Below are 15,493 nucleotides of genomic sequence, written 5' to 3' on the forward strand. Positions count from 1 at the left end.
ATCAGGTCCTGCGGTACCATCCATATCTGGATCTACCTCTGTTCCGTTGATTACTCCATCTCCATCACAATCGGATGTATACCAATCACTAGTTGTATCTAATAAATCTACATTTACTACATCGCCACCTACACATGGATCTAATGGATCTGGATCGGTTGCGTTTGGTTCGCCGTCTCCGTCACAATCTGCATCTGCCCATACTGGGTTACTTGCATCTCCTACACTGCCTGCTGTGAATACACATGGATCTAGTGGTTCTGGATCGGTTCCGTTGGAATCCCCATCGCCATCACAATCTGCGGTTAACCAATCTCCAGTTTGTGTTACTGTTATATCTGCTACGTTGTAATCACATGGATCGGTTGGATCTGTTCCATCAGGTCCTGCAGTACCATCCATATCTGGATCTACTTCTGTTCCGTTGATTACTCCATCTCCATCACAATCGGATGTATACCAATCTGTATTATTATCTGTAAAATCTACATTAGCAATATTTCCACCTACACATGGGTCATATGGTGCTGGATCAACAGCATTTGTTTCGCCATCGCCATCACAATCCGCTGCTTGCCATATTGCATTAGACGTATCTGCTACACTTCCTGCTGTAAACACACATGGATCTTGTGGATCTGGATCGGTTCCGTTGGAATCCCCATCACCATCACAATCCGCTGCTTGCCAGATGGCATTAGACGTATCTGCTACACTTCCTGCGGTAAATACACATGGATCTTGTGGATCTGGATCCGTTCCGTTGGAATCCCCATCGCCATCACAATCTGCTGCTTGCCATATTGCATTAGATGTATCTGCTACACTTCCTGCGGTAAATACACATGGGTCTTGTGGGTCTGGATCGGTTCCGTTGGAATCCCCATCGCCATCACAATCCGCTGCTGCCCAAATATCATAAGCTGCTTGTTCTGAACTTCCTGGAGTTCCTGGATTTGTTGGGATTGTTGGATTTGTTACACTACATGGATCGAATGGTTCTGTACCATTCATTATTTCTTCTCCATTGGTCTCGCCATCGCCATCACAATCGGCTGCTGCCCAAACCGAATAGTTTGGATCACTTGGTGATGGAATTGTTTGAGTACCACTAACACTACATGGATCGGTTGGATCGGATCCATTATTATCTTCTGTTCCATTTGTTTCGCCATCGCCATCACAATCCGCTGCTTGCCAGATGGCATTAGACGTATCTGCTACACTTCCTGCTGTAAATACACATGGATCTTGTGGATCTGGATCGGTTCCGTTGGAATCCCCATCACCATCACAATCCGCTGCTGCCCAAATATCATAAGCTGTTTGTTCAGGTGTACCTGGTGCTACAGGATCTGTAGGAGATGTTGTTCCTGATGAAAACACACATGGATCGATTGGGTCTGGATCACTTCCATTTGGATCACCATCTCCATCACAATCTGCTAATATCCAAGCTCCTGTTTGTGTTTCTGTAACTAATAAAGGTTCATATTCACATGGGTCATCTGGATCGGTTCCATTTCCATCATCTATACCATTTCCATCCGGATCAATTTCATTTGCATTAGTTACACCATCACCATCACAATCTGTATCTTGGAATTCTGTAGTTGTTATTGTATAATCTTGGTTAACCGGAAGATATTCACAAGAATTATAAGGATTTGTTAAATCAATAACTTCTTGACCATTTGTTACTCCATCACCATCACAATCGGCTAATGCCCATATATCATACGCTGCTTGTTCTGAAGAACCAGGAGTTCCTGGATTTGTAGGAGCAGGAGTTCCAACTGTAAATTCACATGGATCGGTTGGGTCTGGATCGGTTCCGTTTGGATCGCCATCACCATCACAATCTGCTGCTTGCCATATGGCATTTGATGTGTCTGCTACACTTCCTGCAGTAAATACGCATGGATCTGCTGGATCAGGATCTGTACTATCACAATCACCATCACCATCGGTATCAATACAACCATCAACAGTGATGCTTTCTATTAAATCATCTCCAGCCGTAGTTGGATCTACTTGATCTGGTGTTGTAGCTGCTGTTGTTGTATTTGTTATTGTATTACCATCTTCACCAAGGTTAACTGTTCCTTCAATGATAAGTGTTACAAACTGTCCACTACTTATAAAAGGAATAGTCCAATTTGGCGATAGATAAGTTGAAGGTTGATCACCACCTGTATTTCCATTATTAGCTGTAGCTGTCAATTCAACAGGAATAACATCAGACAATGAAACATTAGTTGCATCATCAGGGCCATTGTTAACTACTGAAATTGTATAAGTAACAGTATCTCCTTCTGCTGGTGTATTAGTTGCACTAGTAAGTACTTTCGTTGTTATTAAATCGGCTATTCCGGATGCTGTCCCTCCATTAGCAGCATCATCGTCAGTATCATTTACAGGATTATTATCTAATTCATCTGCACTCACAGAAGCATTGTTTGTAAATGCACCTGAACCATTAATTACTGCTGTTACTGTTATAGTTACATCATTTGCAGGGCTTCCAGGTGCAATACTTGAAATTGTACAAGGGAAACTTGTACAACCACCACCAAAAACACTTGAAATGGTTAAATTATTAGGAGCATCAGTAACAACAATATTATTTGCTATATCTGGACCAGCATTACTAACAACCAATGTATAAGTAACTGTATCACCACTTGTGTAAGGACCTACTGTATCTAAAGTCTTTGTAATACCTACATCTGCTACTCCAGAAGCTACACCACCATTTGCTGGATCTTCATCCATATTATTTGTTAAATCTGGATCCGTTTCATCTGCTAAAACAGAAATATCATTAGTGAATGCACCAACATCGTCGATGGTTCCCGTTACCAAAAGAGTTATATTTCCTCCTGATGGAATTGTACCAAGGTTACAATCAAAATCAACACAAACTGGACCACCACCCGACACACTTGTAAGAGTTAAGTTTGTTGGTGTATCAGTAACCATAACATTATTAGCAGGATCTGGACCGTCATTACTTACTACTATAGTATAAGAAATTGTATCACCTGAATTATAAGGAGCAGGAGTATCTAGAGTTTTAGTTACACTTATATCTGCAATTCCCGTGGCTATACCATCATTATTTCCGTCGCTACCATCATCTGTATCGTTAGTTACATCGACATCTACTTCATCTGCTGAAACAGAAGCTACATTTGTAAATGCTCCTGGTCCATCAATTGTACCAGTTACAACAATAGTAACATCACTTGCTGGAGAATTAGCCAAAACAGTACCCACATTACAAGGGAACGTTGTACAACCTCCTCCTAAAACATTTGTTATTGTCACATTTGTAGGAGTGTCTGTTACTATAACGTTATTAGCTGTATCAGTTCCATCATTACTTACAACAATATTCCATGAAACCGTATCCCCTGTTTCAAAAGGCCCACTTTCATTTAAAGTTTTTGTGATACCCATATCTGCTTCTGCAACACTACAAGAATCCGGAGCAGTTCCAGCGTTTTGCGTATCTGTACAACCGCTTGGGTTATCAAAAGTTCCAGTTAAGATTACATCTGCACCATCTGCAGAAAAAGTTAATCCGGAAAAAGTATGTTGTGTTGAACTAAATAATCCAGATACAGGAACAAATGTATTAATTCCAGCTCCTGTTAAATCAAGATTACCAGCTCCTGGTGGATTTGTAAACTCTACAACAACATCAGCTGTAAAAGTATCATCTGAACTATCACCTGTTGTACCATTTGAATCGCAAGCCCCAATATTGGTTAAAGAAATGACTGCTACTGTACAGGTATTTATAGTAATAAATATATTTGCTGTATCTTCATTACCTAGAGGATCTGCTACAGTATAAGGGAAAGAAATTGGTGTATTACTTCCTGGTGGAGGTGTGATTTCCAATTCACCTGCTACGTATTGAACAATTGTACCATCTGAAAGTAATACAGGAGCTCCACCTTCAGTAATAGGCATATTATCTACTTCAGTAATTATTATTGGGTCCGAATCTGGATCGGAATCATTATCCAAAGGATCAATTGTAATTAGGGTATCTACATTTGTATTATCCGTATTATCTTCAGCTTCTGGAGGGTTATTTATACTAACCGAATCAGTAACTGGTCCTACCACAGTTCCATTAGGATCGGTTGCTGTAAAAGTTGCTGTATTATCTCCGGTACAAGGTAATGTGATTTCAACATCTATAGTTAAAATCAACCTTTCACCAGGCGCGAATTGACCTGTATTATTTTCAAAAATATTATTTAGTCCTTGTCCTGTATAAAAAGCATTTAAAACCGGGTCTACCGTAGCAGTAGAGGTTATTATTTGCGGGGCACCTACACTTACAATATTACCAGGGCACATTGCTGAGATATCATCTACAACTTGTAGATTAAAAATATCAACAGGAGATGTTGGGTCATTTTCTATTTCTATTTGAAAGGTAATATCTCTATTGCCTAATGTACCCGCCGGGTCATTATTTATTATTGTTTTTGTAACAACTGGAATTGGAGCAAATAAAATTTGAACTGGAGTTTCTTCACAAAAACATTGCTCATCATCATGTTCTGCAGTCAAATTTCTTCTAGAAATATCTGAAACAGCCAGTCCATTTGAATCTTCACCAGAAATAACACCTTGCGTAGTTCTAATTGTTTGATTACCAGTTGGCCCTACATTTAAGTCGACTCTAAAGGAGGCACTTGTATTTGCTGCCATTGTTTGCCCAGGCACTAATAAATCTGTTGTGGTATCATTAGTACCAGAACCTCCATCAAAAAATGGTCTTAACATCAAACCATCATTAGCCAGTATTGTTCCAGTCAACTGTGTTACCGTTAAGGTATTAATTGGTATCCCATTACTAAATAGATGATCAAAAGAATCCACATATTGTATATTAGATGCTGCGCCAGAACCAGAATTTCTTATAGTTATGGTGTAGAAAAAATCTGATGTTCCATCGGTATTGACCACTGGTGTTGGGTCGTTTATTTCAAGACCAGCACTTAAAATTGAAAGATTTTCTTCAAAAAATTCTACATCTGTTGCACTTGTAATAAAAGGATCTCCGGTAACAGCGTCATTCGCTGTTGCGAAAACTTCATTAATGACTGTTGCCCCGTCCAACGCTGGGACTGCATCAACCTCTATACAAAAAGCATATTGAATTGATTCACCCGGATCTAATTCACTTAAGGTATCAATAATAATCACCTCTTCATTAGTAGTTCCATTAAAAGAACCATTTGGCGTCACACCTGTTGGCATTAGTGGTCCCGCAGAGCGAGATACAATATTTACAATATTTGCATCACCTAAAAATGGTGTTCCTAGATCATCTGTTATACTTATATTATATACTGGATTTGAACCCGTATTAGTTAATGTTCCTGAATAACGTATTCTATACCTATCATCAGTAGTATATCCCCAATCACAATGCGTTTTATTAATAACTAAGCCTCCATCTCCTACAGGAACACTACATTGTGACTGTGCAGTAAATGTATTTGGTAAATTAAATACACATGAAGTAAATGCGTCTGAAAAAGATGCAGTTAAGTCAACCGCTCCACCATCTGCACTAAATTGAACACCAACAAAAGTATGTGATGTTGCTGAATCTAAAGTACCAACTCCCTCGGCCGCGCTTCCATCACCTGTTAAGTCCAGAGTACCAGTAGCAGGTGCAAAATCGAAAGTAACTGTTATATCTGCTGTAAAAGTATCGTCTCCTTCATTTCCAGGACCTTGTGTTCCTCCATCGTTACATATTGAAATATTACTAGCAGTAATACCGTTTATTATACAATCTGGACTACAGGAAGCTGGAGCAGCTCCTGTAGAAACAGATAAAGTACAAGTAGATGCACCACCAGAAAAAGTTACGGTAGCATCTATAGGTCCACCATCTGCAGGCATGGATACATCTTGAAAAGTATATGATGTAGCACCTATACTACCAACAGCTTCGGTTCTAGTCCCATCCCCTGAAAGTATTATATTTCCACTAGAAGGTGGATTAGAATAAGTAACTGTAATATCTGCAGTATAAGTATCATCACTAGGGTCACCTTGGGTACCACCATCAGAACAAGCTGAAATATCACTAACGGCTATATTGGTTATCTCACAATCTGGACTACAGGAAGCTGGAGCTAAACCTGCAGAAGGCTCATTAAAAGTAGATGTACATGTTGCATCCCCAACAAAAGACGCAGTAATATCTATAGGTGTACCGTCTGCAGCCATATTAATTCCAGAGAATGTATAAGACATAACTCCTGGAGTAAATGTTGTAACATCGACGGTTTGTGCGCCACTATCTCCAGACAACACAAGGTTTCCTGTGGCAGGAGCTGCATCGAAGGTTACCGTTATGTCTGCTGTAAAAGTATCATCATTTGGATCTGGAGTTGTACCTCCATCACTACAAGCTGAAATCATTGATGTTGAAATAACTGTGATATCACACTGAGCAAAAGAGTTTACAGTTGACAATAAATAAATAAAAGCTCCTATTAAAATATAGGCCTTACTTGTTTTTGATGTAAATAAAGTAACTTTTTTCATAAGCAATTACATAAAATAAATCTAGTTGGGTATAACATATCGTAATTATAACAATATGTTTAATCTATAAAGTTTATAAAATTAAGAAAGCTTTAAGACTAAAAAAAAAAATAACACAAAAAAAATCGATTAAATGCTATTTTTTATGTTTAAATGCATTTTTATCGACAAAAAACAAGTCTAATTCTTGTTCATAATACACTTAATTGCTTTTTTATAAGATGAAGTGCAAGATTATTGTATCAATTTATAGCATTTTCTTTATGAGGTTCGCTTGTTTATATAAAAAAAGAGCAGCTAATATTAGCTGCTCTTTTTTTATATAAGTTTTTTACTACCAAATTCTTACCCTATCTTCTGGAGCGATGTACATTTTATCGCCTTCTTTAATATTAAATGCTTCATAAAAAGCATCTACATTTAAAAGTGGTTGTACAGCTCTATTCATTCCTGGAGAATGCGGATCTGTTTTTATTCTAGTACGTAATGCATCTTCACGCATTTTTATTCTCCATACTGTTGCCCAACTCATAAAGAAACGTTGTTCGGGTGTGTAACCATCGATATTTTCCGGTTTGTTTCCTTCAAAACTCATTTGCATAGCATCATAAGCTGCAAGAACACCACCTAAATCTCCTATGTTTTCACCTAGAGTAAATTCACCATTAATATTAGTTTCAGGTAAAACTTCAATAGCACTATATTGATCTGCTAATGCTTTCCCTAAGCCTTCAAACTGTTTTAAATCTTCGTCTGTCCACCAATTATTTAAGTTTCCATCTTTATCATAACGAGAACCTGAGTCATCAAAACTATGTGAAATCTCATGACCAATAACTGCGCCAATTCCCCCATAATTTACAGCGTCATCTGCAGTATAATTATAAAAAGGTGGTTGTAAAATAGCTGCAGGAAAAACGATCTCATTATAAGCAGGGTTAAAATAAGCATTTACCACTTGTGGTGCCATATACCATTCGCTTTTATCTACAGGTTTTCCTAATTTATCTAAGTCTTTTTGAAAATTCCATGCACTAGCATTTAAAGAGTTTTGAAGATAAGTACCTCCATCTTCAACACTATTAACAGCCAATGCAGAATAGTCTTTCCATTTGTCTGGATAAGCAATTTTCACTTTAGTTGCTCTTAGTTTTTCAATAGCTTTTTCTTTGGTTTCTGGACTCATCCATTCTAGCTTATTGATTCTATGCTCGAAAGCTAAAATAACATTCTTTATCATTTTTTCGGCATTCACTTTTGCTTCAGGCGGAAACTTTTTATCCACATATAATTTACCTAATGCTTCACCGATGGTTCTATTTAAGGATCCTAGGGCACGTTCGTCTCTTGGTCTTTGTGCTTTAGAGCCATTGAGTTCTTTTCCGTAAAACTCCCAATTAGCAGTTTCAATATCAGTACTTAACAATCCTGCAGCTCCATTAAAAGTATCCCACTTTAAATAGGTTTTCCAATCTTCTACATTACCATCAGCAAGAACTTCTTGTAATCGATTAAAGTATCCTAAATCTCCAATAATTACTGTGTCTAATTCTTTTACACCAATACCATTTAAAAAGTTTTTCCAATTAACAGCAGGAACCATTTCTTGAACTTCGGCAATAGAACGAGGGTTATAACGTTTACGAGCATCACGACGATCTACCTTATCCATTTTAGCTTCTTCTAATCTAGTTTCGAAAGCTAAAATTTGATTTGCTTGTGCATTCGCATCTGCTTCACTATCGCCTAAGTATTGAAACATTCTAGTAATATGTGCAACGTATTTCTTTCTTTTTTCTTTAGAATCTTCATCGTCTTTCACATAGTAATCTCTATCTGGTAATCCAGTACTTCCTCCTCCTAAATAAGCAACATTCCTGTTACTATCTTTAGGGTCGCTACCAACACCAAATCCGTATAAACCGCCACCACCTTTAGGTTCCATTTCTATCATGAAAGCTTGTAAGTCGTCAATATTTTTAATGGCTTCAATTTTTGCTAAAATTGGTTTAACAGGAGCTATACCAGCTTTATTTCTACTAATAGTATCCATTATAGTTTGGTAGTAGAATACTGCTTTTTCCTGGTCGGATCCTGGAAGGACTTGTATGTTTCCTAAATCTTTATTATCGGACATAGCAGATTTTAAAATAGCTAAAGCATCTGCATCTGTTTTTTTGCGGAGTTCTTGAAAGCTTCCCCAAGTTGCTTGATCGTCTGGTATTTCGTTATTTTCAAGCCATTTACCATTAACGTGTTTGAAAAAATCTTCGCTAGCAGGAACTGTAGTATCCATGTAATCTAAATTGATTCCAGGAGTGGTTTCTACTACAGCAATTTCTTTTTTAGCCTCTTCTTTACAAGATACAAGACCTAAAAAAACGACTGCACTAAGAAGTGATAAGTTTTTAAAGTTGGTTTTCATTTTGATTGGTGTTTAATTTTTGATTACAATTTAATACTAAATAGATGGTTATTTATAAATACTGTTACATCTTTAACAAAAAATTAATAAATTAATGTGAAGGTTTACTCAATAGTTTTTTGGTATATAAACTATCAAACTCTTTTTTGATAGTAATCACTTCATTAACTGTATTATTTGGAATTGTAATAGACAAAACATAATGTGCAATTTTCCAAGTATTATCTTCTAACCTTAAAACACCAGAACCTCTACAAATTTCCATTTGTGTATCAAGTAGCTCATCAAACCAAGCTATTTTTTTATCTTCAGAAATATAAATATTTCTTTCTAATGCAGTAAAACTCCAAGCTTTTCCTTTATCGAAATACGGTTTTGAAAATGTTCTAAAAGCTTCGTTTTGCCAATTTTCGGTAGCATCAGTACCTATAAAAACGCCATCTTTTGTCATTAAATTAAAGTAAGCATCAAATTTTGCATTTGCTGCAGCTTTATGCCAAGCATCTAAATTAGTATGAATTTCTTTTTTTATTTCTGAAATGGAAACCACTTTTTCCTCATCCACTTTTACACCACAAGATGCAACGAGTATAAGCAAAAAGAATATATATGAATACTTCATTTTAATATGGTTTTTGAATGTTTTGTGATTCTTTTTCAATCTTTTTATTTATTTGAAGATTAAGGTTTGAGAAGGCTGTTAAAAAATCTCTAACCACTAAAAGCACTTCTTCTTTTTTAGGTTGTGATAAATTTGCAACACCTTCTAGTTTTAACATTTGGGTCTCTAAAGCAATTAACCTGGCATTAATATGTGGTGTATCAACCTCTTCGGGTATGGTTTCTTTTAAATCTTTAACAAAGGCTATTAACACTTCATTATTCTCTTTAAAAAAAGACAAATCTGCTTGATTAACTTTAGATACGACCTCGTCTAGTTCCGCATATTTTTGCCAAAACTCGGACGAATTTTTAGTTCTAGAATCTAAAATAAATGCGGTATAATTTAACTTAGAAATATCTTCTTTCGTTATTTTTAAAGAAGTTTCATCTTTCACTTCTTCTACATTTTGTGTTACATCTGTTTTTTTACAAGAAAAAACACAAAAAAACAAGGTAATATATAGTAATGCTTTCATTTGTTATCAACTATTATTTTACAAATATATCGTATTCTTTACTTTTATTATTAAATACTTTATATAGTTATTATTTTGTGTTTTTTACATTTTCTTCTTTAAAATCTTGCTATTTTTGAGCACCTAAAACATATAATTTAATGACTTCAAAAATTTTAATTATTGGTGCTTGCGGGCAAATTGGTTCGGAGCTCACCTATAAACTAAGAGATATTTATGGTGTAGAAAATGTGATTGCAAGCGACATAAATACTAGAAAATTAGAGTTAGTCAATTCTGGTCCTTTTGTAATTTTAGATGCAAAGAATTTTAATGCTATTAAAGATTGTTGTATTAATCATAATGTAAAAACTGTATACTTAATGGCAGCTTTATTAAGTGCAACAGGAGAAAAATACCCAATGGAGGCTTGGGATTTAAACATGAACTCTCTTTTTCATGTATTAAATTTAGCAAAGGCAAAACAAATAGATCATGTTTTTTGGCCATCAAGCATAGCTGTTTTTGGGCCTACAACACCAAAGGAAAACACAGCACAACATACTATCATGGAACCTTCAACCGTATACGGAATCACAAAACAAGTTGGAGAACGTTGGTGCGAGTATTACCATGAAAAGTACGATGTAGATGTAAGAAGTATTCGTTATCCAGGAATTATTAGCTGGAAAACGTTGCCTGGAGGAGGAACCACAGATTATGCAGTAGAAATTTACCATGAAGCCATTAAAAACAAAAAATACGAGTGTTTTTTAAGTGAAAACACCAAACTACCAATGATGTTTATGGATGATGCTATTAAAGCAACAATAGATATCATGCAAGCTGATACAGACACGATTAAAATTAGATCTTCTTATAATTTATCTGCAATTAGTTTTACACCTAAAGAAATAGCTGCTGCTATTCAAGAACAAATTCCAGAATTTAAAATAACCTATAAACCAGACTTTAGACAAGCCATTGCAGATTCTTGGCCAAAAAGTATAGATGATGCTTCCGCAAGACAAGATTGGAACTGGAAACACGCTTTTTCTTTAAACGATATTACCAAAGAAATGCTTCTACATTTAGGTAAAAATAAAGACTAATTTTAATTTTGGCACAATATTCGTTATTTTAGCGGGAATCTAAATTTATAAAAATGAAAAAACAACTATCGCTTATTGTAGTTTTATTATGTACCTCTATGCTGTTTGCTCAAAAGGCAAAAGTTCAAGAAGGGGACTGGAAAAACTTAAAAGGTATCACCAAGTACACCCTTGAATTCGATTATTCTAATCTTGAAATTCCCAAATATGATAATGAAGAGGAATTTTTAAAAGATAAAATGGCTAAGCGTGATGAAAAAAACCCTGGCTCAGGAGAAAAGTTTAAAGCCTCTTGGTTTGCGGACAGAGAAAACAAATATGAACCAAAATTTATTGAATCTTTTAATAAAAGATGGGATGATGGTAAAATAAAAATTGGCAAAGATTATAACGAAGCAGAATATACTATTAAAGTACATACTACTTTTATGTATGCAGGGTATAATGTTGGTGTAGTAAGACAAAACTCTAAAATCGATGCTGTTTTAACAGTGTACAAAAACGATGCACCAGACAATGTTTTATTTCAAGTAAAATATACTAAAGCAGAAGGAAACAACTTTATGGGTGCAGATTATGATTCTGGGTATAGAATTTCGGAAGCTTATGCTAAACTAGCAAAGACTTTTGCAGCACATTTAAAGAAAAAAACAAAGTAAAACATATTACTTTACTCAAGTTAAAAGCGAACTTTATAAGTTCGCTTTTTTTATTTTAAACCATCTATTCAAAAAAAATAATCTTTTTATTTTAATTAAACTATTCGCTTTTAGAATATTATAGATATTTAGTTATGTTTGTAAGAATTAACCTTTAAACTTTACCATGAAAAAAATCTACCTATTACTTTGTATTTGCTTTTACTCTTTTACAATTAACGCGCAAAATGAAATTTCGCCAGATTATAATTTTAGTGTAAGTGAACCTTATCAAGTTTACGATGCTGCTAAAAAATATTATTTCAGTAAAAACAATGAAATTCTTACAGTTAAACCTTGGAAAAAGTATTTGGTAATTCAAAAATTTGGTGTAGACGATTTAAACCTAATTTCCGAAAAAGAATATAACGACTTACCAGATAATTATGTCGTAGAAGGCATGATAGAATTACAAGAAAAATACTACTTTTTTTACTCGTCATGGTCTGGTAAAAAGACAAAACAAGAACGTCTATACTACAGAGAAATTGACTTTAATACAGGAGCATTTATTGGAGAAGGGATAGAATTAATAAAAGTGAACGGAAAACTAGCTGGATCACCAATGGCAACATACACAACAGGTTCTGGCGTAGGATTTGGAGGTTTTGGCGGATTTGGAGGCTTTGGTATAACCGATAAATTTGATTTTTTAACCTCTAAAGATGAATCTAAATTATTAATACAATATAGAAAAAAACCAGAGGTAAAAAGAGATACAAAAAGTTACGACATGATTGGTGTTAATGTATATGACACGAACTTAAATCCTACTTGGTCTAAAGAGTATAAAATGCCATATACCGAAAGAAGAATGGATTTATTAGATTTTGCTGTCGATGCGAATGGTCATGGATATATTTTAACCAAAGTTTTTCATGATGACAGCAATAGAGATAAGAAAAAAAGAAAAGATAAAGATGCAAACTACCACATGGAACTATTTAGATTACTAGATGGTTCGGAAGGAATTGAAAAAAGCAAAATTGTTTTAAATGACAAGTTTATTAATGGTATTTCTTTATTTGAATCGGAAGATGGCTATATGATTTGTGCAGGATTTTACACCAATGGTTTAAATAATAATTTAGGTAACTCTGATGGTGTTTTCACATTTAAAATTACTAAAGAAGGAGAGCTAGTTGAAAAAACAGCACACGAAATTCCAGTAGAAGTTTTAAACCAATATGTAAGTAAAAGAACACAAAAAAAGAATGCAAAAAAAGATAAAGATGACAAAGCAGAGTTTGCTAATTTACAACTTCGTGATTTAGTAATACATAGCGATGGCAGTCTTGTTTTAATTGGTGAACAAACTTTTATTGTAGCGCATTATAGAAATAATGGCCAAGTATATTATACCTTTCATAACAATGATATGTTATTAACTAAAATAGATGCAGATGGTAATTTAGCTTGGATGAAAAAACTACCAAAAAGACAGTCTGGCGCTCCAAAAATAGGACAAGTATACGATACAAGTAAAACCTATAAAGGTGGCATGTCATACTCTTATTTTTTCACCAACAGCAACCACTATTTGGTGTATTTAGATAATGTGAAAAACATAGATTTAGAACTAGACCAAGTACCTGCTTTACACAGTGATGGTCATGGTGGTTACTTAACTGCTTACAAAATTAATGATGCTACAGGAGCTGTATCTAAAGACAATATTTTAGACACTAGAAATGTAACAGATAAATTAGCAGTACACCAATTTAGTAATAATAGAGTGGTTAAAACTGCCGAAAATCAATTTGTAATAGAGTTTTACAAAAAGAAAAAAGAAGATGTTTTAATTAAAGTAGAAATTAAATAAATCTATTTCATAAAAAAAGCGAACCCATTGTCGCTTTTTTTGTTTCTACTCTTTTTTTAATCAAAATTAGTTACGTTTATATTTAAATAATTCTTTTATGTTAAAACACCTTTCTTTTCTATTCTTGTTCGTATTGGGAAGTATTTGTTATGGGCAAGAAAATCAAAATTATTTGGTTAGCAAACCCTATAAAAATTTTGATATCGACAAACGTTATTATTTTAACAATGAAGATGAAATTCTTATGGTAAAAGCCTGGGATGAATCGGTTATAATTCAAAGATTTAATACTAAAAATTTAAATTTAATCTCAGAAAAAAGATATGATGAACCCGATTTAAATTATGACATTGAAAATGTAATTAAAGTTCAAAACAAAGTTTACTTTTTCTATTCTATGTGGACCGGTTATGAGTCGCAATTAGAACAACTATATTACCGGGAAATTAATATTAATACTGGCGAATTTATTACCGATTCAAAACTACTTATTGAAGTTAAAGGCAAAATCACAAAATCTCCAACATCTACGTATAGAGGTGTTCAAGAACATTTTAAAAACAGAAAAATGCCAAGTGTAAAATTTGACATATTAGTACCTACAAACGAAAATGAAATCTTTATTCTTTATAGAGAATATAGAAAAAACAAGAAAGATGTTAAAAGTTGGGACACGTTAGTTCTTAATTATTTTGACATTAATCTTAATAAGGTTTCTAATAAAAAGTTTAAAATGCCATATTCTGAACGTAGAATGAAAGCTTTAAACTACAATACGCACGATAATGGTAATCTATACATTTTAACTAAAGTATTTCTAGATGATAGTGGTGTTGAAAAAAAGAACAAGCGAGAAAGCGAAGCTAATTATTATTTAGAGCTCTTAACCTTAGCAAAAAAGGCTAACGATATACAAAAAACCAAAATCGAATTACCAAATAAATATATAAACTCTGCTAATCTATTTGAGTTGTCTAATGGTAGCCTATTGTGTTCTGGATATTATAGTAATGGTCTTAATAAAAACTTAAACCATTCTGATGGTATATTCATTTCTAAAATAGGAACAGATGGAACAATAATTTCTAATATTGATTATATTATTCCAACAACTATTATAGAACAAAATGCGAAACATAATGACAAAAGAGAATTCGAAGATATTATCCTCAAAGATATAAACGAAAATGACGATGGAAGCCTACTACTAATTGCAGAACAATCGCATAAGTGGGATCTACAAAATCAAGGAGGATATAATTTTAGATATAATGACATTTATTTAACTAAAATTGATTCAGAAAATCAATTATTATGGATGCGCAAGCTTCCTAAAGAACAAAAAGGGAACTCAAAACCTGGTCACTCTTATACGCATAAAGCGTTATTGGGAGATATGTCTTATAATTACTTTAACGTAAATAACGCTCATTATTTTTTGTTTCTAGATAATCTAAAAAACAAAAATCTATCACTAAAAGATAAGCCAAAACCGCACACTAATAATCATGGTGGCTATTTTACTTATTATAAAGTGAATGATGCTAATGGTGAAGTTTCAAAAAAAAACCTATTTAATACAGACGATGTAGATGGCAAGTATAACATCGAGGATTTTAGTAAAAAAAGACTTTTTAAAGTTTTTGAAAACGAATTTATAATGGAGGTAAACAAAAAAAGAAGAGAAGATGTTTTAATTAAAGTAGAAATTAAATAACCTCTCCTAT

The 15,493-nt window shown here is 34.1% G+C and carries 8 protein-coding genes; 4 read left to right on the top strand and 4 right to left on the bottom strand.

All coding sequences use genetic code 11. The annotated features are described in order from the left end of the window. From ACVC3Y_RS13050 to ACVC3Y_RS13065, 4 genes are all read right to left on the bottom strand, one after another. The coding region (locus ACVC3Y_RS13050) for an Ig-like domain-containing protein (protein WP_452227137.1) at positions 1-6,591 on the bottom strand (6,591 nt) is incomplete at its 3' end. A 334-nt stretch (positions 6,592-6,925) separates the two neighbouring features. After that, on the bottom strand, positions 6,926-9,016 hold the full coding sequence (locus tag ACVC3Y_RS13055) for a M13 family metallopeptidase (RefSeq protein WP_452227138.1): 2,091 nt from the start codon (positions 9,014-9,016) through the stop codon (positions 6,926-6,928). Positions 9,017-9,107: 91 nt separating this feature from the next. Next, complete coding sequence (locus ACVC3Y_RS13060) at positions 9,108-9,638, bottom strand: nuclear transport factor 2 family protein (protein ID WP_452227139.1); 531 nt, start codon at positions 9,636-9,638, stop codon at positions 9,108-9,110. A gap of 1 nt (position 9,639) precedes the next feature. Then, positions 9,640-10,155 carry a hypothetical protein gene (locus tag ACVC3Y_RS13065; RefSeq protein WP_303421798.1) on the bottom strand — a complete coding sequence of 172 codons (516 nt, stop codon included), beginning with the start codon at positions 10,153-10,155 and terminating at the stop codon, positions 9,640-9,642. Between the two features lie 140 nt (positions 10,156-10,295). Between ACVC3Y_RS13065 and ACVC3Y_RS13070 the strand changes: the two genes are divergently transcribed. The 4 genes from ACVC3Y_RS13070 to ACVC3Y_RS13085 all read left to right on the top strand — a co-directional run bounded on the left by ACVC3Y_RS13070 (position 10,296) and on the right by ACVC3Y_RS13085 (position 15,483). Further along, positions 10,296-11,246: an NAD-dependent epimerase/dehydratase family protein gene (locus ACVC3Y_RS13070; protein WP_303421796.1), complete on the top strand. Its 951-nt coding sequence runs from the start codon at positions 10,296-10,298 to the stop codon at positions 11,244-11,246. Between the two features lie 53 nt (positions 11,247-11,299). Continuing rightward, on the top strand, positions 11,300-11,905 hold the full coding sequence (locus tag ACVC3Y_RS13075; protein WP_303421794.1) for a hypothetical protein: 606 nt from the start codon (positions 11,300-11,302) through the stop codon (positions 11,903-11,905). Positions 11,906-12,071: 166 nt separating this feature from the next. After that, entirely contained in the window at positions 12,072-13,766 is a 1,695-nt protein-coding gene (locus ACVC3Y_RS13080) for a hypothetical protein (protein WP_303421792.1), read from the top strand. Between the two features lie 97 nt (positions 13,767-13,863). Beyond that, entirely contained in the window at positions 13,864-15,483 is a 1,620-nt protein-coding gene (locus tag ACVC3Y_RS13085; RefSeq protein WP_452227140.1) for a hypothetical protein, read from the top strand. Positions 15,484-15,493 lie beyond the last annotated feature (10 nt).

It is taken from the genome of Lacinutrix cladophorae (assembly GCF_053604645.1).